Source organism: Streptomyces eurythermus, assembly GCF_014649115.1.
Lineage (GTDB): Bacteria > Actinomycetota > Actinomycetes > Streptomycetales > Streptomycetaceae > Streptomyces > Streptomyces eurythermus.
This window is the reverse complement of sequence record NZ_BMSK01000002.1, coordinates 307,807-330,124: the sequence shown is the minus strand read 5'-3', so window position 1 is coordinate 330,124 and position 22,318 is coordinate 307,807. Positions and strand designations below refer to the sequence as shown.

Here is a 22,318-nt window from a genome sequence, read left to right as displayed (position 1 = left end):
ACCACTGTGCCACAAAATATGTTTGCGACAAAACTTTATCTTCGCAGTCCACAATGGTGGCATGCGTAACACAGACAGAGCGGCGGACGAGACAGGCGACCGCGGTGTGCCGGGCGCGCCGGAGGCGGCACGCGTCGCGGCCGGACTGGGCGGGCTTCTGGGACCGCTGCGGCGCGCGGTCCTGCGCGCCACCCGCAACGCCGAGGGGTTGCCCGACCTGCCGGAGGCGCAGATCGAACTGCTGCGGGCCCTGTCCGCCTCGCCCGAGGGTCTCAGCCCCGGTGCGGCGGCCGCACGCGTACGGGTAGCACCGTCCACCGTGAGCAACCTGGTGCGGGCGATGTCGGCGGCTCGGCTGGTGGAACGGGTCCGGCCCGAGCACGATCAACGGACCGTGGTACTCACCGCGTCACAGGAGGCCCTTCACCTGCTGGAGCGCTACGACCGGGCCAGCACCGCGGCGCTCACCCGCGTCGTGGATGAGCTGTCCGACGCCGACCGGGCGGCGCTGCACCAGGCGCTACCCGCCCTGGACCGACTGGTCACCGCACTGGAGACCGGCGACGGCACCCGCCCGGACCCCAGCAGCCCCTGACCGGGATGCGAACACCCCGTCCAGTGAGACCCTGACCAGGCTATGAGCTGAACATCCCGGTCGGCCGCGCCCTGGTCCTCAGCCACGACGGACCCGCAGGACGTCTGCCCGGCATCGTCACCACAGCCAGGCGCTCGAGTGCCGTACCCGGGACAGGGCACGGGATCGCGGCGCGCGGCAGCGCTGCCGATCCGGTTCTGCCGGGGCCGGGGCCGGCGCACGACCTCCCGGCGGCAAGGCGACGCCGTCCAGCGGCCTTCAGCCGCCCCCGCCGGCTGTCCAGCTCCGCCTTCTCACCCGAGCCGGGCAGACACCTCCTCCATGAACAGGAGGGTGTCGAGGCAGTCGGCCGCAACGATGTGGGCCGGCATCGTGTCCGCGGAGCTGACGTGGAGCGGCGGCAGGCGGCCACCTGGTGCTACGGGCCGGAGAAGGCGCACGGCGTGCAGCACATCGTCTGGCGGCGCATCGGAGGACACGACATCCTCGCCCAGCCGTGAGCCAGGCACTGTGAGGACGATGTCGTGGACCGCATCGCCGGGCTCAGGCGCTGCGCGGTCGGCGGCCCGCCGTGTTCTTCGCCCCGGTCTGCTTGGCCGGCCGCTTCTTCGCGGCCGCCTTCTTCTTCGGCTGCGGCAGCTCGACCGGACCGGCGTCGCCGCGGGAGACCTTCGCCTCGGACGCCGACTCCTGCAGGGCGCTCGCAACGTCCACCGACCCGCTGGATCGGCTGGAGGGAATCCAGAACGCCGCCGTCCCTCAGCACGCCGCAGGAAGCGGCTCGTACGGCGCGCTGGCATAGGCCATGGACGTCAAGCGGGACACCACGCAGTACCGCCGCGACACCCTGCTGAAAAACGACGCGAGCCCCATGGAGCAGTGGGCGACCGGCAGCAACTGACCGCCGTGCAGCCGGGCCTACGACCGGATGTGGCAGCAGCGTCCAGCTCCTGGCGGCTGCGCCCGGCCGACGAGTCTCCAGTTCCTCAACCACGAGCTCACGTTGAAAACAGGTCAACCTCATACAGGGCGCTTGACGAGGTGCGGAACTCGGGCGCTACTTGTCGGTGCTCACTGCACAAATGCCGATCAAAGGGGGATCAATGGGAAAGATCATGCTATCGAGGCTGACTGTCACGCTGGCGGTTGCCGCCGTCGTCGGCCTTGCCCTTCCGGGAGTTGCCGGTGCGGTGGATGGCTCGACCGAGCTCAGGACCAACACGGCCTGTAACGACGGCAAGGCGACAGCAGTGGAAAACGTGGCCATCCGCACCAGTACCAGTACCAGTGCCGCTCTGGTGACCACCGCCCTGAAGGGGCAGACGTGGGCCTGTGGTTCAACCAGCGTCATCCTGGGCGGCCGGTATACCGCTTGTGGGACAACGAACGGCAACGGTTGGTTCTACGTCTACAACGACAACTACGCGGGCTATACCGCGTCGGGTTGTTGGGGGTGACGCTACCCGCGTGACACCTCCCACCGCCGAGAGGCCCATTCCGGCGGTCGTCGCGTCACAGTGATCAACTGGCCTCGGACACACCGGCTGGTGTGTCCCAGGCCCCAGCCGCAAGGAGTAGGTCAGCCGACGTCGGCGGTCCGGCCTACGAGCCGGGTCACCCGCGCGGGGCCGGGGCCGACTCCGAGCGCGCCTCGGGCAGGCAAGTCAGCTGGGGGCCGGTCGGCTCCGGACGCCTTCCTGGCTGGCGGCCCGAGGATTCATGGCCCACCTACGGCCCTCTCGTCAGCGCTGCGCGCCCTCGGCCAGCGCGGACACGTCGGCCCAGTCGTCCCACGTCTTGAGCCGCTCGGCGTAGACCTGGGCGATGGCCGGGAGGGAGGAGGCGCCGAAGAAGACCCGCTGCGGCGGGTTCTCGGCGTCGGCGATCTTCAGCAGTGCCGGGCCGGCCGAGGCGGGGTCGCCGGCCGGGGCGCCGCTGAAAGCGGCGGTCACCGCGGCACGCACGCCGTCGTAGGCGGGTATGGGCTGGGCGTGGACGCCGGAGGAGCCCGCCGCGTCGGTGGCGAAGTTGTTGGGCTCGACGAGAGTGACCTTGACGCCGAACCCGGCGACTTCCTGGGCCAGGGTGTCGGTGAGCCCCTCCAGGGCCCACTTCGAGGCGTGGTAGCCGCCCATGTTGGGCCAGAAGGTGACTCCGCCGAAGGAGGAGATCTGGATGATGTGGCCGTTGCCCTGCGCGCGCAGGAACGGCAGGACGGCCTGCGTCACCCACAGGGCGCCGAAGAAGTTGGTCTGATCTGCTCCTCGTCCAGTTCTTCGACCGCGCCGAACAAGGCGTACCCGGCGTTGTTGACGACGACATCGAGGCAGCCGAAGTGCGTGTGGGCGCTCTCGACGGCTGCGAAGACGGCATCCCTGTCCGTCACGTCCAGAACCATCGGCAGCACGGCGTCTCCGTAGGCGGTGGCGAGGTCCGCGAGCGCGGCGGTGTCACGGGCGGCGGCAGCGACCTTGTCGCCCCGGGAGAGGGCCGCCTCGGTGAACTGGCGGCCGAAACCGCGGGACGAGCCGGTGATGAACCAGATCTTGGCCATGGGGGTCCTCAGCAAAGTGGAACGGAGTAGGTCACGCGCTCGCGGAGGCGCTCGCCGCCCGGCCGGAGGGCGAGCCGCCCTGGACGGCACTGCGACGTGCCTTCGACGTGATCATCCGGGACGAGGAGGAGTCGCCGGAGCGGACCCTGAGGCTGCTCCGCATGCTCTGCGAGACTCCGTCCCTGAGGGCCCGGCACTGGGAGAAGCAGCTGCACTGGCAGACCTTGCTGGTTCCCGAAGTCTCCCGGCGGCTGGGCGTTGACCCGGCCGACGCACAGGACCCCCGGGCCCACGCACTCGTCGGTGCCGCGCTCGCATGCCTGGACGCGGCCGGTGCCGCGTGGCTGGCCTGCGACGGGGCCACCCCTGTCTCCGCACTCCTGGACCGGGCGATGGAAACCCTGGCCGCATGAACCCCGCGCGAAAGGGCCGCCCCACGCCGACGGCCCTGCCCGGCGGCCGGGCCGGGCGGTGCCCCCTCGCCCGATGCCGGTGACGCTCCGGGTCGCGACGGCCGGCCGTGGCCGCGTCACTTCCCCCGATGTCGTCCGGACGTCCCGGCGCCGCGCCGCCCATCGCCTCCCGGGCGGCTGTCCCTCGCAGTGCTTCGTCGGATTCTGGGTCTGGTCGTGCTGGTGGTGAGGGGGCGGCCGCAGGTGGTGCAGGTGCCGGCCCAGCACCTCAGCAGGTTCTGGAGGGCGTCCAGGACCTCGTCGACGGGGCGAACTTCGCCGGGGACCCGGTGCCCGGAGGCACTCTCGCTCTGCTCTGTCCGCCGGAGCACGCTGCGGTCCGCATCTGCATGGTGGCGCTGGTTGCGCTCGGAAGGTCCGCGGTGGTCAGTCCGGAGCGGGACCAGCGTACGGTGCTGCGTGTGCGCTACGGCCCGGGCGGGACACTCTGCCGCCAATCACCACCTTCGGCTCGGTGACCTCCCCCGTGGTCGTGTCGACCTGCTCGGTCGTGGTGTCAAAGACGACCTGCAGCGCCACCGCGAGCTTCGCGCCGGCCCTCTCGGCCTTCGGCAGGGTCCGAAGCTTCTCCTTCGCGGTGTCCCGCTCCGCTCGCGCCAGCAGCCTGGTGGCGGCCAGCATCTCCGGCCCGTCGTCCACCGCCAGGGTGGTCATGTACACCGCGGTGGCCAGCAGCGAACAGCGCCTTCGGTCCGTCCCCCCGTCGTCCAGGCCCGCGGCGTCCAGCCACTCCACCAACTCGCCCCGGACCTCGGCAACGTCGCGCCAAGGGGACCACCAGCCGCCGCGACGTCATCGCCCAGATGCCCCAGGACATCCCCAGCGGCGAGATGTACACCGACGCCTGACCTGCACGACTGCGCGGCCGACTCCCAGGACCTCCTACGCCGCGGTTCCCGGCCCGGCCTCCCGCGGGTCCCCCGTCGGCCGGGTCGGCCCGTCATCCGTCACGAGCCGGCGTTCCGGCGCCGTGGCGTCGAGTTCCCAGTAGTGTCGGCACTCCTCGCACCGGACCCCGTCGACCAGGACCTCGTCCTCCCCGTTCGGGCAGTCCGTCCCATCCCCGCGTCCCGCACACACGTCCCCGGTAGCACCCATACCGTCGACCGTGCGCCAGGCCGTCGCCGGCCTGGCAGTGGGCGTAGCGGGGCGCACAGACGCTCAAGCCGGCAACACGCCCCAGCCCCTGTCAGGCGCCCCAGCAGGCCTCCCACGGATCGGCCCTTCAGCGTCCCTGCCCTGTAGTGACCGGCACGGCTACCGAATAACCCTTCCGGAGGAAACCCATGTTCGGCAAGACGCCCGCCCAGGTGAGTGACGAGAGCGCGTCACCGCAGTGCGTCCCCTGAACCACGCCGCCCTTCAGTCGCCCGGCTACGGCTGGCAGTACCCGGCTGTCGCTTACAACGTGGCCGGTAACCTTGCTCACATGGTCGGCATGCTCCCCCAGGCGTTGTCCCCGCACCTGCGGGAACGGCCCTCGACGAGCCGGCCGTTGCGCTCCGTCCGGAAGTCGTCCCCCGTGCGAGCGGCAAGCTTGGGGTCGACGTCCCGTCACGCCGGGCGGCGGGCGGCTGCCCCCCCTTCCCTTGCCGACCGGCTCCTGGAGGAGACCGAAGCACGGTTCGGGCCCGTCCGCCGCCCGCAGGACTCGGACAGGGAAGGCCAAGCGGGCTCCCCCTTCGATCCGGCGAGGAGGTGCTGCACAGCGTCCGGAGTGTGGCGGGAGTTCGTCGTCGACAAGCTCGGCGAGGAGGCGGCGTCCTGATCATCGGCGACACCAGGTTCATCAAGAAGGCACCTGATGCTCGCCCAGCCAAATGACCTCGTATGCCGCCGCGCAACGGGACCTCGAACTGGACGATCTCTTCCTGGCCATCGGTCATCTTCGCCGCCTACGTCCCCGCTCGCGGCCGGGCCCTGGTCGACCGCGAGTTCTACCTCCCGAAGTCGTGGTCCGAGGACCGGGAACGCCGCAGTTCGGTGTACCGCGAACCGTCCGGTGCGCGGACGTACGCGTTCATCACGATGAGCCTTCAGGCGGTAGCCATCGCCGCTGGCGTGCGGATCGCCTCGACCGTGCGGACAAGGAGCTCGAGTTCCGGGCCCTCGGCGGCTTCGGTGAGGGCTTCGCGCAGCGCGACCTCGTTGGTGGGGCGCGCCTCCTCGAGGAGCCTCAGTCCCTCCCCGGAGACGTCGGTGTAGATGCCCCGGCGGTCGGTCGGGCACAGGTAACGGGCGGGCAGGCCGCGGGCCTCGAGGCGGGTGACCAGGCGGGTCGTGGCGTTCTGAGTCCAGGGAGGCCCCTGTCTCGCCATGAGCGCTGCGCCGCGGCCGGCTCAACGGTCGGGCCGACCACGGCATAACGGTCCTGGCCAAGGTGGGGCGGCAGCACAATCGCACGCCAGGCTTCCCCGGGCGTCCTGACCGTTCCGGGCCAACCCGAAGGCTGGAGCACGACGGCACTCGCACCCGATCGTCAGCAATCCGGGTATCGGTCCTGTAACGCAGGCTGCGCGCCGGTGATTCGAACCACTTTCCTGCCAACGCACCCGGGTGCGGGCTACCGTTGGCCGGTGATAAAGCGAAGATCGGTTCGATTAGCGACCCTTGTGGCATCCGCTGTCACTGTGACGACCGCCTGTTCGCCGCCCTGGGCGGAGGACACCGCAGCAACCGCGGACACGACCGCTGCCGCTGCCGCGTTACGGTGCACAGTGCCCCAGGTGATCGGCCACCGGGGCACTCCCGAGGACGAAAACACGTTACGAGGACTGCGGGACGCCGCCAAAGCGGGGGTGAGCGGCGTGGAGTTCGATGTGTGGTGGACCCAGGACGGCGTACCGGTCCTCTCTCACGATCCGACGGTCGACCGCACCACCACCGGGCACGGGCCCATTGCCGCGATGACAGCCCCTCAGGTACGTGCCCTCCGCACCAAGAGGGGTGAGCCGGTGCCGACCCTCAAGGAGGCGCTGAGCTTCACGGCCGCGCGTCGCCTCACGGCGATGGTCGAGCTGAAACCGACGCCGACGCCCGCGCAGCTGCACTCACTGTTGACCGTCATCCGCGCAACCGGCGCAGCCCCCTACGTCGTCGTGCACAGCTTCAACGCGGACGCGGTCCAGACGGTACAGCGGGCCGCGCCCGAACTGCACACCGCGCTCACCCACGAGAAGACCGAGATCACCGGCAAGGAAGCGGCGCGGTACGGCACCTCGTTGAACGTCTCCCGCTTCCTCGTCACCCCTAATACGGTGCGGGACTGGCACTCCGCCGGGCTGAAGGTCTACACCTGGACCGCGAACTGGCCGCCGGCGTGGGAAAAGGCGAAGGCCGCCGGCGTGGACGCGGTGCTCACCGACCGTGTGAAGCCGTACAAGGAGTGGGCCCGGACCGCGTGCGACCCGACGGTGACAGCCGCACCGTAGCGCCGAACGGTCCGAAGACCCGCTGCCGTCAAGGGCCTCGGGTGTGGTGGGCTGCCAAGAGCAGAGTCTTCCGGCAGCCCACCTCCGCGTCCCCCCGCGTGGGTGGGACCGGGTGGCGGGCTCTGTGAGACTGACGGCTCGGCACAGAGAACAGCCCTGAAGTGCGTCCGCCGCACTGCCCGGGCAACAAACGTTCCCGGGGGCCGTCCTCCCGGGGCGCCCGCGCGCCCACGCCCCTGAAGCCGGGCTGGGCGGCCCGCCGTCAGGAGCGCAGGCGCGTGGCGATGGACTCGCCTAGGGTCGCCACCGCATCGGTGAGCAGGTCCATTGCCTCAGTCATCGAGCGGGAGGAGTCGGCCTGCCAGGCGACGAAGGCCCCGTCGAAGCCCGCGATGGCGAAGTGGTCCAGCCGGTCGGCCACGATCCGTGCGACCTCAGGGCCGTACTCGGCGAACGAGTCCGCGATCATGTGGTTCATGCGGGCGCGGCCGTCCCGCCGCACCCGTTCGATGATGCGGTTCACCTCCGCGGCCTCCGCCGCATCCGCCACCTCGGCGTTCATCACCAGGATCAGGTGCAACCGCAGGAAATCCGGGTGGGCGAGGAAGACGTCACCGGTGCGCTGGAGGTACCAGCGCAGCCGCTCCCGTGCACCGCCCTCGCGCGGAGGGTGCGCTTGTGCCCGCGCCATGTGCTGGAAGAAGGCGTGGGCGCCGTGCTCCATGACGGCGGAGAGCAGCCCGGCCTTGGAACGGAAGTGGTGGTAGACCGCGCTCCTGGGCAGTCCCGACTCACGGCTGAGGTCCGACAGCGTGGTCGCCGCGAATCCCCGTTCCGCCATCAGACGAGACGCGGTCTCCAGGATCTCCTCACGGGAGCGCCGCCCCCTGCGGTTGCCGGTGTTGTCGCCTCTGGTCTCCACGCGCTGCAGCATACCCGCGCTCACCAGGCCGGATCTTAGGCGATCGGCGGTGATACGGGCGGGAATTCTGCTGTGCGGAATCCGTGTCGCACCCCCCTTGACCGGCCTTTTCGGCCGTGTGACAGTCCCCACTATTGGACTGAACGACCGGTCCAAAACTTGAGGACGACCGGCAAGGAGGCCACCGTGCCCCAGGACTTCGACGCGGATGTCGCCGTCATCGGCTACGGCCCTACAGGCGTCGTCGGTGCTCTCACCCTCGCTCAGCAGGGTGCGCGAGTGATCGCCTTCGAACGGGACAAAGAGATCTATTCCCGGGCACGGGCGGTCACGGTCAACGACTGGACCGTGCGAATCTTCCAGAGCCTGGGCATCGGCGAACGCGTCGAGAAGGTGATCGACGCGCAGCGCGCCCTGCGCTGGGTCACGTACGACGGGCACGAGGTGATGCGCATCGAGCATCCGCCGTCGGCGCTCGGAGCGAGAGCACGCTTCTACAACATCTACCAGCCGACCTTGGAAACCGAGTTGCGGGCCTGCGCACAGGACCGAGGGGACCTGGTGTCGGTGCGCTACGGCGCCGAGGTGACGGAGATCGAACAGGACGACTCCGGGGTCACGGTCACCACCACCGACACGGCCACCGGCGAGGTCCGCCGGTACCGGACCCGGTACGCGATCGCCGCGGACGGCGGCAGCAGCAGGACCCGGCAGCGGCTGGGCATCCAGCTGCTCGGTGACACCAGCGAGGTCACCTGGGTGGTCATCGACTGCCGGGTCAAGCGCTGGTGGCCCGACCGTGACTTCCTCACCTTCTGGACGGACAAGGAGCGGCCGGTCGTCGACATCGCGCTGTCGGCCGGCAACCACCGGTGGGAGATCCCGCTCAAGGCGCACGAGACCGAGGCCGACTTCCCCACTGCGACCGAGGTGTGGCCGCTGCTGAAGGCGCTGGGGGTGAGCGAGGACGACGTCGAGATCCACCAGCACGCCTTCTACCGGCACCACGTGCGGATGGCGGACACCTGGCGCTCCGGCCGTGTCTTCCTGACCGGCGACGCCGCGCATCTGATGCCGCCCTGGGCGGGCGCCGGGATGCAGACGGGGATGCGCGACGCGCACGACCTGGGCTGGAAGCTCGGCCGGGTGCTGGCCGGACGACTGCCCGAGTCCTGGCTCGACACCTACGAGGCCGAGCGCCGTCCGAACGCCGCCTTCTACACCGGGCTCGCGGTGCAGCTCGGCCGGGTGATCAAGCAGGAGATCTCCGATGAGGAGCGAGCCGCCCTGGCCGCGCCGCCGCCCGAAGGGCTCGTCACCCCCTTCGAGCCGCCGTTGATCGCGCCGCCGGTACTGGAGGCCGGCTGGCTGCGCGGCCCGCTCGGTGACGCCAGCATCGTCGGCCGGATGGTGCCGCAGCCGGTGGTCGGCGACACCGTCGGCCGGATGGCGCGGCTGGACGAACTGCTCGGCGACACCTTCGTGCTGCTGGGCGACGACATCGATCCCTCGACGCTGCTGACCGAGGAAGAGCGTCGGCGGTGGGACGCCCTCGGCGCCCGCTACCTCGCGGTCCGGCCGCGGAACTCCTACACCCAGGGTCCCGACGAACTCGTCGACCTGGAGGGTGTGCTCGGCTGCTGGCTGCGCCGGTACGAGGTGCGCGCGGTGGCGCTGCGCCCCGATCGTTTCGTGGCCGCCGCCGACACCAGCGGGCTCGCCGTCCCCGCCTGACCCTTCGCCCACCCACCTGTCGAAGAAGGAGAGATCTCCCATGAGCGGAGTCAAGGAACTCGCGTACGTCGTCTACGAGGTCAGTGATCTCGCCGGCTGGGAGCGTTTCGGCGTCGAGTTGCTCGGTATGCAGCTCGGTGAGCGCGGTGAGGACCGGTTCACCCTGCGTCTGGACGAGAGGGCGCACCGCTGGATCGTCACCCGGGGGCCGGCCGACGACCTGGTCGTCAGTGGGTACGAGGTCGAAGGCGACGCCGAACTCGACGCGCTCGCCGAGCGGTTGCGGGTCGCCGGCCTCCGGGTCGACGAGGGGGACGCGGCGCTCGCCGCGGACCGCCGGGTGGAGCGGATCTTCGCCACCACCGACCCCATGGGCAACCGCGTCGAGCTGGTCACCGGGCCGGCCGATGCCGGCACCCCGTTCGCCTCCGAGGCGTTGCTCGGTGAGTTCGTCACCGGGGCCGGCGGTGCCGGACACCAAGTGCTGCTGGCCCACGGGGTGAGCCGTGAGGAGTACCTCGGCTTCTACCGCGACCTGCTCGGCTTCAGGATCAGCGACATCATCGTCGAGGAACTGTCCCCCGGCATCGTCGCGGACCTGATCTTCCTGCACTGCAACGGCCGCCACCATTCCGTCGCGTTCGGCGACATGCCGTCCCCCAAGCGCACCCACCACTTCATGGTGGAGGTCACCGACATCCGGGACGTGGGTCTGGCCTACGACCGCTGCATGGACGCCAAGCAACCGTTCGAGATGACGCTGGGGATGCACCCCAACGACGAGATGTTCAGCTTCTACGTCTTCACCCCCTCCGGCTTCTCCGTCGAGTACGGCTGGGGCGGACTCATCATCGACGACGCCACCTGGCAGGTGCGCACCCTCGACCGGTTGCACAGCTGGGGCCACCGCCCGCCGGGCGCGGTGGCCGAGTCGCTGGCCGCGGCGCCGTCCCCGTGGGAAACCGAAGGAACCGAAGGAGAAGACCGCTGATGCCACTCGACAAGGAACAGGCCGCGCGTACGGTCAGGACTCGCGACTGGTCGTTGCGCTATTACGAGGCCGGCTCCGGCCATCCGCTGGTGCTGCTGCACGGCAGCGGTCCGGGAGCGACCGGCTGGAGCAACTTCAGCGGCAACATCGAGGCGCTCGCCGAGCACTTCCACGTGTACGCCGTCGACATGCCCGGCTGGGGCGATTCGGACCCGGCCACGGTCGACCAGCTGGATCACGTCGACGCCGCGGTCCAGTTCCTCGACGCGCTGGACATCTCACGGGCCGCGTTCGTGGGGAACTCGATGGGCGGCCAGACCTCGCTCCGGCTGGCCACCGAGCACCCCGGGCGGATCAGCCACCTGGTGACCATGGGGCCGCCGGTGGGGCGCGTGCCAAGCCTGTTCGGGGCCGGTGACGGGCCGTCCGAGGGACTGAAGGTCCTCATCGAGGCATACCGGGACCCGAGTCCGCGGAACATGCGCCGACTGGTCGAGATCATGTGCTACGACAAGGCGCGCTTCGCGACGCCTGAGCTGTGTGAGGCCCGTTCACAGGCCGCCCTCGCCCGGCCCGAACACCTGGCCAACTATGTGGCGGGGCTGCCGCACGGGGCGCCGCTGCCGCGCTGGGTGGACCCGGCCCGGCTGCGCGACATCGCGGTGCCCACCCTGCTCATCCACGGCCGCGACGACCGGGTGGTCTCCTTCGAGGGCTCCCTGTTCCTGCTGGCGAACATCCCCGACTCCCGGCTGGTCCTGCTCAACCGCTGCGGACACTGGGCGATGATCGAGCACGCCGAGGAGTTCAACCGGCTGGTCATCGACTTCGTCCGGGGGAATTCCGGTGGTGAATGACATCAGGCAGGTGCAGCGGGCGGCCGCTGCCCACGACGGACCGCGGAAGGCCGGCGCCCAGCGGGTGCCGCAGGGGGTCGCCGAGGCGGCCGATCGGCTGCTGGAGGCCGCCGCCACCCGCGTTCCGTGCGCACCGGTGCGGGATCTGATCGGCACCGGCGACACCGGTGCCGCGTACGCCGTGCAGCAGCGGGTCACGGCGGTACGCCTGGAACGCGGCGCCCGCGTCGTGGGCCACAAGATCGGTCTGACCTCGTCCGCCGTACAACGACAACTCGGCGTCGACCAGCCGGACTTCGGAGTACTGCTCGACGACATGGCGTATGCGGACGGCGACACCGTGCCGTACGCGTCCGTGCTCCAGCCCCGCGTCGAGGCCGAGGTCGCGTTCGTGCTGGGCGAGGACCTGGCCGTGGGCCCGCTGGACCTTGCCCGGGTGCGGGCCGCGGTCGATCATGCCGTGGCCGCCCTGGAGATCTGCGGCAGCCGCATCGAGGGCTGGGACATCACCCTGTCCGACACGGTCGCCGACAACGCCTCCGCGGGTGCCTTCGTACTCGGCCGGGAACGTCGCGGCCTCACCGAGTTCGAGCCGCGGACGGCCGTGATGGAGATGTCCGTCGACGGCCGGACCGTGTCCGAGGGCACCGGCGCGGACTGTCTGGGCGACCCGCTCGCCGCGGTGCTCTGGCTGGCGCGCACCGCGCGTGACCTGGGCGATCCGCTGCGGGCCGGTCATGTGGTGCTCTCCGGTGCGCTCGGGCCGATGAGCCCGCTCGCACCGGGCGCACAGGTCACCGCGACGATCGGCGGGCTGGGCACGGTCACCACCTCTGTCGGGGAAGGAACGGTATGACAACGCGCGCTGACGGTGCGCCACGCACCAAGGTCGCGATCATCGGGTCGGGCAACATCGGCACCGACCTCATGATCAAGGTGCTGCGCACCGCCCGACACCTGGAGATGGGCGCCATGGTCGGCATCGACCCGGCGTCCGACGGCCTGGCCCGCGCCAGGCGCCTGAACGTGCCCACCACGCACGACGGCGTGGACGGGCTGATCGCCCTGCCCGGCTTCGCCGACATCGGCATCGTCTTCGACGCCACCTCGGCGGGAGCCCACCGGATCAACGCGGCGAAGCTGACACCGCTCGGCAAGCGGCTGATCGACCTGACTCCGGCGGCGATCGGCCCGTACGTCGTCCCGGCGGTCAACATGGAGGAGCACCTGGACGCTCCGAACGTGAACATGGTCACCTGCGGCGGCCAGGCCACCATCCCGGTGGTCGCCGCGATCTCCAGAGTGGCCCCGGTCCGCTACGCGGAGATCGTCGCCTCGATCGCCTCCAGGTCGGCCGGTCCGGGCACCCGCGCCAACATCGACGAGTTCACCGAGACCACGTCCCGGGCGCTGGTCGAGGTGGGCGGTGCGGACCGCGGCAAGGCGATCATCATCCTCAACCCGGCCGAGCCGCCGCTGATCATGCGGGACACCGTGCTCTGCCTGGTGGAGGCTCCCGACACCGCCCGGCACACCGCGATCCGGAGAAGCGTCGCCGCGATGGTGGCCGAGGTGTCGGCCTACGTCCCCGGCTACCGGCTCAAGCAGCAGGTGCAGATCACCCCGGTCCCCGCGGACCAGCCTGTACATACCCTGCTGGACGCAGGCGCGGCCGGCCGGCCGACCCACCAAGTGTCCGTGTTCCTGGAGGTCGAGGGCGCGGCCCACTATCTCCCGGCCTACGCGGGCAACCTCGACATCATGACCTCGGCCGCCCTCGGGGTGGCCGAGCGGATCGCGGCCCGTACGGCCGGTACGTGCGGGGTGACGGCATGAGCAGCAGCATCTTCGTCCAGGACGTGACCCTGCGGGACGGGATGCACGCCGTCCGGCACCGGATCACTCCGGCGGACGTGCGGCGGATCGTACGGGCACTGGACGCCGCCGGCGTCGATGCCATCGAGGTCGCCCACGGCGACGGGCTGGCGGGCGGCTCCCTCAGCTACGGCCCCGGTTCCCACACCGACTGGGCGTGGATCGAGGCGGCGGCCTCGGTGCTGGAACGAGCACGGCTGACCACCCTGCTGCTGCCCGGCGTGGGCACCATCCACGACCTGCGGACCGCCTACGACCTGGGGGTGCGCTCGGTCCGGGTGGCTACCCACTGCACCGAGGCGGACATCTCCGCGCAGCACATCGCCGCGGCCCGCGAACTGGGGATGGACGTCTCCGGCTTCCTGATGCTCTCCCACCGCGCCGAACCGGCCCAACTCGCCGAGCAGGCCCGGCTGATGGAGTCCTACGGCGCGCACTGCGTCTACGTCACCGACTCCGGCGGCCGGCTCACCATGAAGGACGTCGCCGACCGGGTCCGGGCCTATCGCGACGTCCTGGACGACGCCACCGAGATCGGCATCCACGCCCACGAGAACCTCTCGCTGTCGGTGGCCAACAGCATCGTCGCCGTGGAGCACGGTGTGCGCCGCGTCGACGCCTCCCTGGCGGGCCACGGCGCGGGCGCGGGCAACTGCCCCCTGGAGGCGTTCATCGCGGTGGCGAACCTCTCGGGCCTCCAGCACGGCTGCGACCTGTTCCAGCTGCAGGACGCCGCCGACGACCTGGTCCGCCCGCTCCAGGACCGCCCGGTCCGCGTGGACCGCGAAACCCTCACGCTGGGCTACGCCGGCGTCTATTCCTCCTTCCTGCGTCACGCGGAGATCGCCTCCGGCCGCTACGGCGTCGACGTCCGCGCCATTCTGATGGAGTGCGGCCGACGGGGCCTGGTCGGCGGCCAGGAGGACATGATCATCGACGTGGCCCTCACCCTGGCGGACGGCCGCACGGCCGGCTGACACCGGGGCGATCCTCGCCGGCGGCGCCGTTGAACCGCTGAACGCCACAACCGCAAGGTCCTGAGCGGGTGCAGGACAACAGCGGGCCGGGGAGCCCGCGGTCAGGTCCAGGTCCGGGTTACGGACCTGGACCTTCGCCGTGCCCGCCTGGAATTCCGGTGGCTGCACGGCGTTGGCGGCAGCCTCCTGCCGCCGCTCCGAGGGCCAGGTGTGGCGGGCGTCGGAGGCGACGTAGGTGCGGAGCGCGCCGTCGACCTCGAAGTTCCTCGGGTACACGGCCCCGGCGCCAGAGCAGGCACCGCACGGCCGGCCCCCGATCGAGGAGGTACGGCACCCCCGGCCGGCCGTGCGGTGACCCCCACCGGCGCCCGTCGCGATCGCCTCAGCACATCGCTGGTCCCGGCGCGCTCGTCGGGACATGCGCAGGCCCGCACCCCGCCGGACAGTCGCACGGGATGCGGGCCGAAGGCCGGAGTCAGGCGTCGCTCATGCCGCGCCACCCGTCCCCACCGTCTCACCGACGGCCGCCGCGGACAGCGGGACGGGCGTGAACATCGGCGGCTCCTCGTCGGGGGTGAGGGCGGTCGGGCCGTACAGCCAGTCGGTGAAGGAGTAGTCGTAGGTGTCACGGGCGCGCAGCAGGGCGTTGCGCTGCTCGCGGGCGAGGCCGTCGAGGTGCCACAGCTCGCCCCACTTGCGGGACGTGGTCAGCACGCGCCGGCAGTGCTCGGGGCGGACGGCCTCGTAGGCGGCGAGGGCACTGCTCCAGTCGACCGTGCCGTCCCCGGCCCGGTGGCGGGCGACGTGCTCGCCCAGTACCCAGCCGTCCTCGATGGCCATGATCGCGCCCTGGGCGATGTACTGCAGCGGTGGATGCGCGGAGTCGCCGAGGAGCGCGATCCGTCCATGGACCCAGGTCATGATCGGGTCGCGGTCGAACATGCGCCACCACTTGTCCCGCCACATGAACGGCAGCCCGTCCTGGACGAAGTCGCAGGTCCCGGCGAAGGCGGCGTCGAGCTCGTCGGGCGTGCCCCACTCGTCCCGGCCTGCCAGGGCCTTGGGCGACTCGAAGACCGCGACCTGGTTGAGCAGTTCGCCGCCGCGCAGGCCGTAGTGGACGAAGTGGCAGCCGGGGCCGACATACACCGCGACCTCGCTGAGGTCGACGGACTGCACCCGCGGCTGCTCGGCGGGGACGGTGCCGCGGTAGGCGACGTAGGCGGAGGAGACCGGCTCGTCGCCGACGAACAACCTGCGCGCCGGGGAGTGCAGGCCGTCGGCGGCGATCACCATGCCGGCCTCGTGCGTCTCGCCGGAGGCGACGGTCACGCGGGCACCACCGTCGGTGTTCTCGTACGAGGTGACGTGCGCGTCGTTGATCAGTTCGACGCCGGCGCGCTCGCAGGCGCGCAACAGCAGGCCGTGCAGGTCGCTGCGGTGGATGACCAGGTACGGGTAGCCGTAGCGCTTCTCCAGGTCGCGCAGGTCGAGCCGGGTCAGCTCGTCGCCGTCGACGGCGTCGCGCATGACCATCGCGTCCGGGAGCACCCCGAGGGTCTTGGCTTCGTCCAGCAGGCCGTAGTCGTCGAGGATGCGGGTGCAGTTGGGGGCGAGCTGGATGCCGGCGCCGACCTCCCCGAAGGCGGGGGCGCTCTCCAGCAGGCGGACGGCGAGGCCTTGGCGGGTGAGCGAGAAGGCGGCGCCGAGGCCGCCGAGGCCGCCGCCGACGACGATCACATCAGGGTTGGACATGGGACTCACTTCTCTACAGCCACGGGCCGAGCTCGGGAGCGTCGGCGAGCGAGTGGGAGCGACCGGCCAGCCAGGCGGCGACATCGGGCAGCGGGCCGTCGGGGAGCCCGGTCAACTCCCGTTTCGCGCTGATCTCGGCGACCAGGGCGGTCAGGAAGCCCTTCGGCAGGTCGGCGAAGGTGACGACGCCGGTGCCGAGGTCAGCGGCGTGGACGCACACCTCGCGGGCGCGCATCCACGGCAGTTCGGTGGCGGGGACGGTGCGGCCCTGGGCGGTGACGACCTCGTGCCGCCACTGTTCGTCGGTCAGCCTGTCCAGGCCGGCCGTGAGCTGATGCGCGGAGTCCGTCAGCCAGGAGCGGAGCTCGTCGGCGGAGAGGGCGGGGCCCTTCGCTATGCCGGCGGCGCGCTCCTCGGCGGAGGCGTACATCGGCGTGGGTTCACCGGTGGCCGCCCAGTGCACCAGATTGCACAGGGCATCGGCGTTGGCGGCGACGTGCGCCACGAGGTGTTTGCGCGTCCAGTCCGGGAGCGCGCTCGGGGCCTTGAAGGCGGCCTCGTCGAGGCCCGTGACGGCGTCGAGCAGCAGCTCGGTGCCGATGCGGACCCAGGCGCGCGCGTCGGTGAAGGTCCGCGTGGCGGTGCTCATGCCTGGACCACCTTGTTGACGCAGGCGCCCAGGCCGGTGATCTCGGTGACCACGGTCTGGCCGGGGAGCAGGAAGATCTTGGGGTCGCGGGCATTGCCCACGCCGGCCGGGGTGCCGGTGGCGATGATGTCACCGGGACGCAGGGTGATGACGGTGGAGATGTACTGGACAAGGAACACCGGGTCGAACAGCAGCGTGCCGGTGTCGTCGCGCTGCATGACCTCGCCGTCGACGGTCGTCTTCACTTCGAGCGCGGGGCGGACGCCGCCCACCTCGTCGGGAGTGACGAGGTAGGGACCGACGGGGGTGGTGGCCTCCCAGATCTTGCCCTGGGTCCACTCGATGGTGCGGAACTGCCAGTCGCGAGCGGAGATGTCGTTCATGACGGTGAAGCCGGCGATGGCCTCGGCGGCCTGCTCTTCGTCGGCGCGGCGCACCTCCTTGCCGATGACGACGGCCAGTTCGACCTCCCAGTCGAGCGCTTCGGTCTCGGCCGGCTTGACGATGTCGTCGTGCGCGCCGATCAGGGTCTCGGCGAACTTCGGGAAGAGCGTGGGGTAGACCGGCAGGTCCCGGCCCATCTCCTTGATGTGGTTGGTGTAGTTGTGGCCGACGCAGATGACCTTGGAGGGGCTCGGGACGACCGGCGCGAAGTCGGCGCCGTCGACGGGGTAGGTGGTGCCGGTCGCCGCGGCGGCCCGGTCCTGCCAGCCGTCCTCGGCGAACAGCTCGCCCAGGCCGGCGTGGCCGAGGTCGACGAGGACGTCGCCGTCGAGGCGGACCGCGCGAGTGCCGTCGGCGGTGCGGAGGGTGGCGAGCTTCATGTCAGGCGTCCTTCTGGGTGCGGTCGAGGTGGAGCGCCTCGAAGACGGGCGCGTCACTGAAGCGGAACAGGTCCAGGGCGCCCTCGTCCGAGTCGGTGGCGCCGGCCTCGGAGCGGGCGGAGAACGGCTCCCAGGACGGGACGACGAACAGGTCGCCACGGCTGACCGTCCAGGATCTGTCGCCGACGCTCACCACGCCGGAGCCGTCGAAGACCTGGTAGACGGAGGAGCCGGTCTCGCGCACGGGCGCGGTCTCGGCACCCCGGGCGACGCGGTGGAACTCGGCACGGACGGTCGGCAGGACGTCGGAGCCGTCGTGCGGGTTGGAGTAGCGGACCGCGGCGTGGCCGGGCTCGACGGTGCCGCCGTACCCCTCCTTCTCCAGCAGCAGCTGATCGGTGAGGGCGGCGTTGGTGTACTCCCACTTGTAGGCCAGCAGCGGGCTGCCCGGTGTCGCGGGCGCGGCCGACAGCGGGCGCAGGCCGGGGTGGGCCCACAGGCGCTCGGAGCGCGAGCGTTCGGGGGTGATCCGCTCGGCGTCGCCGATCTCGTCGCGGCCGAACTCGAAGAACTGGGCCTCGGTGACGTACTGGAAGGGGATGTCCAGACCGTCGATCCACGCCATCGGCTCCGAGGTGGCGTTGTGGTGGGCGTGCCAGTTCCAGCCGGCCTGCGGGAGGAAGTCGCCGCGGTTCATCGGCACCGGGTCGCCGCCGACGACCGTCCACACGCCCGAGCCCTCGACGACGAAGCGGAAGGCGTGCTGGGTGTGCCGGTGCTCGGGTGCGTCCTCGCCAGGCATCAGGTACTGGATGGCCGCCCACAGGGTCGGGGTGGCGAAGGGCCGGCCGCCGAGGAAGGGGTTGGCCAGGGCGATGGCCCGGCGTTCGCCGCCGCGGCCGACGGGGACCAGGTCGCCCGCCTCGGCCGCCAGCGCGCGCAGCCGCTCCCAGCGCCACAGGTGCGGCACGGCGCGCGAGCGCGGGTGGGCCGGCATCAGGTCGCCGATCTCGGTCCACAGCGGGACGAGGAGTTCCTGTTCGAATCCCCGGTAGAGCTGTTCGAGGGCCGGGGTGGCCTCCGGCTGACCCTCCGCGGAGACGGCTTGGAGCCGGACGGGGGAAAGCGGGGCGGTGTCGTGGGCGATGGAGGACTCAGTCACGGCGACAGCGTGCATCGCGTCTGCACAAAGAACATGTAGATTCCGGACAGCAGAATCTGGAGGCCGCCATGGACAAGCCGCTCAAGACGCCGCCGCCCTACCCGATCGCCAGCGTGGACCACGCGCTGCGGGCGGCGACCATGCTGCAGATGGAAGGCGGCGCGACCGTGTCACAGATCGCCGAGCGCCTCGGCGTCGCCAGGTCGACCGCCCACCGGGTGCTGGCGATGCTCGTGTACCGGGACTTCGCCGTGCAGGGCGAGGACCGCGTCTACCGCGCCGGGCCGGTGCTGGAGCTGGCCACGCACTCCCAGTCACTGGTGTCGCGGCTGCGCGTGGCGGCCCTGCCGCACCTGCACCGGGTCATGGACCTCCTGGACGAGACGACGAACTTGATCGTACGCACCGGGGACACCGCCCGGTTCATCGCCAGCGTCGAGTGCCGGCAGGCGCTCAGGGTCGGCTCCCGTGAAGGCATGGTGTTCCCGGCCCACCGCACGACGGCGGGACTGCTGCTGCTCGCGGACCTCACCGACGAGGAGCTGGACGAGGTGTACGCGCCGGAGCGCTACCGCGACCGTCCGGCCGAGCGGCCGGATCTCGCCCGGCTGCGGACCGAGCTGCGGCGGCTGCACCGCAACGGGTTCGCCGTCAACAAGGAGCGCTCCGAACGGGGTCTGATCGCCGTCGGTGTCCCGGTGCGTGGTCGAGACGGTACCGCGCTGGCCGGGCTGTCGGTGTCGATGCCCAGCGTGCGCTACGACCCGAAGCGTTTGCAGTCGCTGGTCGCCACACTGGAGGCGGCGGTGCGCGCCCTCGACGAAGACCTGGCCGACCCGTTCTGAGACGGGACCAGGCTCGTCGGCCGCTCGAGTCCGACGCGCGACGTGCCGGTGCCTCCGACGCGGGACCGGCCACGCCGGCTTGGAGCGCGCCGGGATGATCGGGGCGGGGAAGCGCAGCAGTGCTGCGGCAATGCACCGCATCGGGCCGACCTTGGTGCGCGGGTCGTAGCCCAGAGCATGTGAGTGGCGTCCGCGGTCGTCCACCGGAACGGGACCCGGGTCCGTGATGACGCGTCGGAGCATGGCCTTGGCCATGGTCGTCTCCGTCTCGAAGACGGCCTCGTCGTCGATGCCGGCCCGGCGGCACCGTTCCCGGTTGATCCAGCCGGGCCGGTGTTCCTCACCGCGCACCCCGTGGCCACCGCGGCGGTCAGGTCTCCGTACCGTCAGGCGTCGTAGCCGTAGTCCTTCCAGTTCTCCAGCACGTGCTCTTGCAGTTCGCGGGGGTAGGACGTGCGGAAGGAGGCGGTGGTGCCGCGGAAGTCGTCCGGCAGCAGGCAGTCCGTGACCGACTTGCCGCCCCGGGCGGCGCGGACCTCCTCCGGGGTGAGGTAGGGGACCATCGGGATGCCGGGGGCCTGCGGGAAGGTGTGGTGACCGGTGTCCGGGTGACTGCGGGTGGCGAGCGCCCAGACGACCTGGCCGATGTCGGTGACGTCGATGTCGTCGTCGACGACGATCACCTTGGGCACCAGCCATCCGGCGTGCGAGGCGAACAGCACGTCGGCGATCGAACGAATCAACCCGGCGCGGTCCAGACCGAGTTCGGTCCGCCGGGCGCGGTCGACGGAGACGGCGAGCCAGCAGGTGGCGGCCTCGTAGGGGCACCACGCCAGGGCGGCCGGCAGCCCGGCGCTGCGCAGCACGTCCAGGGCGGCGGCCGCGATCATGGTGCCCCAGATCGTGTGGTTCTCCTCCGGCGGCACCCCGGCCGCGCAGACCGGCAGGATCGGGTCGTCGCGGTAGGTGACCGCCTCGACGTGGAAGACGGGCTGCTCCTTGCCGTCGGGGAACGCGTACCCGTGGTACTCCCCCATCGGCCCCTCGGGGGCGGTCTCGTCGCTGCTGAGGTAACCCTCCAGGACGATTTCGGCGTTGGCGGGTACGTACAGTCCGTTCGTCTCGGTACGGACCACCTCGACCGGGCTGCCGGTGAGCGCGCCGACGTAGCCGTCCTCGTCGACGTACGCCGGGAGCGGCATCCCCGCGGCGGCGAGCGCCGCGGGCGGGGCGCCCAGGACCATCGCCCACGGCGTGTGCCGGCCCGTCCCGCGCCACGCCTCGCGGATCATGCCGACGTGTTGCTGCGCCATGGCGGGACCGACCAGGGTCCTGCGGTCGCGCAGCATGGTGCGGGCCACCGACCAGCTCGTCCACGAGCCGTCCGGGGTGCGCACCACGTGGAAACCGTAGGTGCCGAAGTACCGCCCGCCGTCCTCCTGGTGGAGCAGGGGTACGGGGAAGAGTTCCAGGTCGACGTCGTCACCGATGCGGACGTTCTGCTTGCACGGGCCGGTGGCGACCTCGACCGGCGCGACGGGGTCCGCGTGCATGGCGGCGACGAGGTGTTCCACGATCCGGCGCGGCCCGGCATCGCGGGGCAGCCCGACGTGCGCGGCGAGCCGCGCGTGGGCGGCGCCCGACCGGGGGTCGCCCAGTCCGGCCGGGGCGCCCAGGACGCGGTGGCCGGGAGCGGCGCCGGTGAGGGAGGTGAACAAGGGGGCAGGCGCGCCGGTCTCGTAGGCCCGACGGGTCACGGCACCCACTTCGAGGTGCGGATCGACGCTCCTGCCGATCTCCACCGCGTCGCCGTCGGCCAGCAGCCGTGCGACGAAGGCCCGGAAGTCGAGGGCGGGGTCGGGAGCGGGGTGCGGGGAGTGGCCGGGGGCACGGTCGAGGTCACGGCCGGTGCGGGGGGCGCGGCCGGGGTCGGGCTGCGTGGTCATGGCGCGGGCGGGCTCCTGTTCGTCTGGATGTGGGGCGGGTCGGGATTGGGGACCGGTCAGGGGCGGGGCGTCGGGCCGCTCACGGGGCCGCCGCTCAGGACACCGCCGGTCGGAAGCAACGGCGCCGGACCGGTCCGTGAACGGGGTGGGGGCGGTCAGGGGGTGCCGGCGGGTCGCTCGGCGCGGGCTGGGCGCGTGCCGGTCCAGCGGCCGCGGGCGGGGGTCTCGACACCGAGCCGGCCGAGGACACGTACCACCAGGTGGTCGACGATGTCGTCGACGGTGCGCGGATGGTTGCAGAAGGCGGGCATGGGGGGAACGATGCGCGCGCCCACCTGTGCGGGTGCGAGCATGTTCTCCAGGTGGATCTCGTTGAGCGGGGTCTCACACGGGACCAGGGCGAGCGGTCCGCCTTCCTTGAGTACGACGTCCGCCACACGGCCCACGAGTCCGGCGGCGTGGCCGGCACGGGCCCCCGCCAGGGTCTTCATGCTGCACGGCACCGATCACCATCCCGTCGGTACGGAAGGAACCGGAGGACAGCGGCGAGTCCTGATCCTCCGGGCGGTGGGTGACGTCGGCCAGCCGTTCCAGCAGCCGTACCCCCAACACGGCCCCGGTCACCTCGGTCATCCCCACGATCAGCCGCATCCGCCGTCCTCCTCCGCTCGGCGCACGGCCCGGTGGCCAGGTGCGCAGAATCAGTCGTCAGGGTGGGCCGCTGGCAC

General features: G+C 71.3%; 17 protein-coding genes and 6 pseudogenes. 11 read left to right on the top strand and 12 right to left on the bottom strand.

All coding sequences use genetic code 11. The features are described from left to right. The first annotated feature begins 61 nt into the window (after positions 1–61). Positions 62–595, top strand: coding sequence for a MarR family winged helix-turn-helix transcriptional regulator (locus IE251_RS04195; protein WP_189751535.1), 534 nt, complete (start codon positions 62–64; stop codon positions 593–595). Positions 596–1,138: 543 nt separating this feature from the next. On the opposite strand, the gene IE251_RS04190 is transcribed toward IE251_RS04195, so the two are convergent. Further along, positions 1,139–1,309, bottom strand: a complete 171-nt coding sequence (locus tag IE251_RS04190) for a hypothetical protein (RefSeq protein ID WP_189751534.1) — start codon at positions 1,307–1,309, stop codon at positions 1,139–1,141. Between the two features lie 389 nt (positions 1,310–1,698). On the opposite strand from IE251_RS04190, the gene IE251_RS04185 reads away from it, so the two are divergent. Continuing rightward, on the top strand, positions 1,699–2,052 hold the full coding sequence (locus IE251_RS04185) for a hypothetical protein (protein WP_189751533.1): 354 nt from the start codon (positions 1,699–1,701) through the stop codon (positions 2,050–2,052). A 285-nt stretch (positions 2,053–2,337) separates the two neighbouring features. Here the strand turns inward: IE251_RS04185 and IE251_RS04180 are convergent. Continuing rightward, a pseudogene (locus IE251_RS04180) lies at positions 2,338–3,149 on the bottom strand (SDR family NAD(P)-dependent oxidoreductase). An 83-nt stretch (positions 3,150–3,232) separates the two neighbouring features. Here IE251_RS04180 and IE251_RS04175 point away from each other — a divergent pair. Further along, a pseudogene (locus tag IE251_RS04175) lies at positions 3,233–3,562 on the top strand (acyl-CoA-like ligand-binding transcription factor); the annotation flags it as partial. A gap of 501 nt (positions 3,563–4,063) precedes the next feature. Here IE251_RS04175 and IE251_RS04170 read toward each other — a convergent pair. Further along, positions 4,064–4,312 (bottom strand): annotated as a pseudogene (locus tag IE251_RS04170) (hypothetical protein); the annotation flags it as partial. Positions 4,313–5,658: 1,346 nt separating this feature from the next. Then, positions 5,659–5,916, bottom strand: a pseudogene (locus IE251_RS04165) (winged helix DNA-binding protein); the annotation flags it as partial. Between the two features lie 228 nt (positions 5,917–6,144). Between IE251_RS04165 and IE251_RS04160 the strand changes: the two are divergent. Continuing rightward, complete coding sequence (locus IE251_RS04160; protein ID WP_307784822.1) at positions 6,145–7,053, top strand: glycerophosphodiester phosphodiesterase; 909 nt, start codon at positions 6,145–6,147, stop codon at positions 7,051–7,053. Positions 7,054–7,315: 262 nt separating this feature from the next. Here IE251_RS04160 and IE251_RS04155 read toward each other — a convergent pair whose 3' ends face one another. After that, positions 7,316–7,975 carry a TetR/AcrR family transcriptional regulator gene (locus IE251_RS04155; protein WP_229896575.1) on the bottom strand — a complete coding sequence of 220 codons (660 nt, stop codon included), beginning with the start codon at positions 7,973–7,975 and terminating at the stop codon, positions 7,316–7,318. 186 nt (positions 7,976–8,161) lie between these two features. On the opposite strand from IE251_RS04155, the gene IE251_RS04150 reads away from it, so the two are divergent. From IE251_RS04150 to dmpG, 6 genes are all read left to right on the top strand, one after another. Continuing rightward, positions 8,162–9,709: an FAD-dependent monooxygenase gene (locus IE251_RS04150; protein WP_189751530.1), complete on the top strand. Its 1,548-nt coding sequence runs from the start codon at positions 8,162–8,164 to the stop codon at positions 9,707–9,709. Between the two features lie 40 nt (positions 9,710–9,749). Then, a complete protein-coding gene (locus tag IE251_RS04145) occupies positions 9,750–10,700 on the top strand; it encodes a VOC family protein (protein ID WP_189751529.1) in 951 nt (316 codons plus the stop codon). Then, entirely contained in the window at positions 10,700–11,557 is an 858-nt protein-coding gene (locus IE251_RS04140) for an alpha/beta fold hydrolase (RefSeq protein WP_189751528.1), read from the top strand. Before IE251_RS04145 ends, IE251_RS04140 begins: the two co-directional genes overlap by 1 nt. Positions 11,558–11,621: 64 nt before the next feature. Beyond that, positions 11,622–12,413: a 2-keto-4-pentenoate hydratase gene (locus tag IE251_RS04135; RefSeq protein ID WP_189751723.1), complete on the top strand. Its 792-nt coding sequence runs from the start codon at positions 11,622–11,624 to the stop codon at positions 12,411–12,413. Beyond that, entirely contained in the window at positions 12,410–13,393 is a 984-nt protein-coding gene (locus IE251_RS04130) for an acetaldehyde dehydrogenase (acetylating) (RefSeq protein ID WP_189751527.1), read from the top strand. The genes IE251_RS04135 and IE251_RS04130 overlap by 4 nt, the downstream gene beginning before the upstream one ends. After that, on the top strand, positions 13,390–14,409 hold the full coding sequence (gene dmpG / locus IE251_RS04125; RefSeq protein WP_189751526.1) for a 4-hydroxy-2-oxovalerate aldolase: 1,020 nt from the start codon (positions 13,390–13,392) through the stop codon (positions 14,407–14,409). Before IE251_RS04130 ends, dmpG begins: the two co-directional genes overlap by 4 nt. Before the next feature lie 486 nt (positions 14,410–14,895). Here dmpG and IE251_RS04120 read toward each other — a convergent pair whose 3' ends face one another. Genes IE251_RS04120 through IE251_RS04105 form a run of 4 tightly spaced genes read right to left on the bottom strand, consistent with a single transcriptional unit; the run spans position 14,896 to position 18,799 of the window. Beyond that, positions 14,896–16,149: an FAD-dependent oxidoreductase gene (locus IE251_RS04120; protein WP_189751722.1), complete on the bottom strand. Its 1,254-nt coding sequence runs from the start codon at positions 16,147–16,149 to the stop codon at positions 14,896–14,898. A gap of 28 nt (positions 16,150–16,177) precedes the next feature. Next, the gene (locus IE251_RS04115; protein ID WP_189751525.1) at positions 16,178–16,813 is read right to left on the bottom strand and encodes a maleylpyruvate isomerase N-terminal domain-containing protein; all 636 of its coding nucleotides are present in this window, start codon (positions 16,811–16,813) and stop codon (positions 16,178–16,180) included. Beyond that, positions 16,810–17,637, bottom strand: coding sequence for a fumarylacetoacetate hydrolase family protein (locus tag IE251_RS04110; RefSeq protein WP_189751524.1), 828 nt, complete (start codon positions 17,635–17,637; stop codon positions 16,810–16,812). Before IE251_RS04110 ends, IE251_RS04115 begins: the two co-directional genes overlap by 4 nt. A 1-nt stretch (position 17,638) precedes the next feature. Beyond that, positions 17,639–18,799, bottom strand: a complete 1,161-nt coding sequence (locus IE251_RS04105) for a cupin domain-containing protein (RefSeq protein WP_200692233.1) — start codon at positions 18,797–18,799, stop codon at positions 17,639–17,641. A 68-nt stretch (positions 18,800–18,867) separates the two neighbouring features. On the opposite strand from IE251_RS04105, the gene IE251_RS04100 reads away from it, so the two are divergent. Further along, complete coding sequence (locus IE251_RS04100) at positions 18,868–19,644, top strand: IclR family transcriptional regulator (protein WP_189751522.1); 777 nt, start codon at positions 18,868–18,870, stop codon at positions 19,642–19,644. A gap of 179 nt (positions 19,645–19,823) precedes the next feature. Here IE251_RS04100 and IE251_RS40665 read toward each other — a convergent pair. From IE251_RS40665 to IE251_RS04090, 3 genes and pseudogenes are all read right to left on the bottom strand, one after another. Then, positions 19,824–19,962: pseudogene (locus tag IE251_RS40665) on the bottom strand (IS701 family transposase); the annotation flags it as partial. A gap of 68 nt (positions 19,963–20,030) precedes the next feature. After that, complete coding sequence (locus IE251_RS04095) at positions 20,031–21,590, bottom strand: UbiD family decarboxylase (RefSeq protein WP_189751521.1); 1,560 nt, start codon at positions 21,588–21,590, stop codon at positions 20,031–20,033. A 155-nt stretch (positions 21,591–21,745) separates the two neighbouring features. Continuing rightward, positions 21,746–22,241, bottom strand: a pseudogene (locus IE251_RS04090) (UbiX family flavin prenyltransferase). Between the last annotated feature and the right edge of the window lie 77 nt (positions 22,242–22,318).

Excerpts from the sequence above, each read along its gene's own strand:
- IE251_RS04195 (WP_189751535.1), top strand. The coding sequence starts at position 62 with ATGCGTAACACAGACAGAGCGGCGGACGAGACAGGCGACCGCGGTGTG.
- IE251_RS04185 (WP_189751533.1), top strand. The coding sequence starts at position 1,699 with ATGGGAAAGATCATGCTATCGAGGCTGACTGTCACGCTGGCGGTTGCC.
- IE251_RS04145 (WP_189751529.1), top strand. The coding sequence starts at position 9,750 with ATGAGCGGAGTCAAGGAACTCGCGTACGTCGTCTACGAGGTCAGTGAT.
- IE251_RS04140 (WP_189751528.1), top strand. The coding sequence starts at position 10,700 with ATGCCACTCGACAAGGAACAGGCCGCGCGTACGGTCAGGACTCGCGAC.
- IE251_RS04130 (WP_189751527.1), top strand. The coding sequence starts at position 12,410 with ATGACAACGCGCGCTGACGGTGCGCCACGCACCAAGGTCGCGATCATC.
- dmpG (WP_189751526.1), top strand. The coding sequence starts at position 13,390 with ATGAGCAGCAGCATCTTCGTCCAGGACGTGACCCTGCGGGACGGGATG.
- IE251_RS04115 (WP_189751525.1), bottom strand. The coding sequence starts at position 16,813 with ATGAGCACCGCCACGCGGACCTTCACCGACGCGCGCGCCTGGGTCCGC.
- IE251_RS04110 (WP_189751524.1), bottom strand. The coding sequence starts at position 17,637 with ATGAAGCTCGCCACCCTCCGCACCGCCGACGGCACTCGCGCGGTCCGC.
- IE251_RS04100 (WP_189751522.1), top strand. The coding sequence starts at position 18,868 with ATGGACAAGCCGCTCAAGACGCCGCCGCCCTACCCGATCGCCAGCGTG.
- IE251_RS04095 (WP_189751521.1), bottom strand. The coding sequence starts at position 21,590 with ATGACCACGCAGCCCGACCCCGGCCGCGCCCCCCGCACCGGCCGTGAC.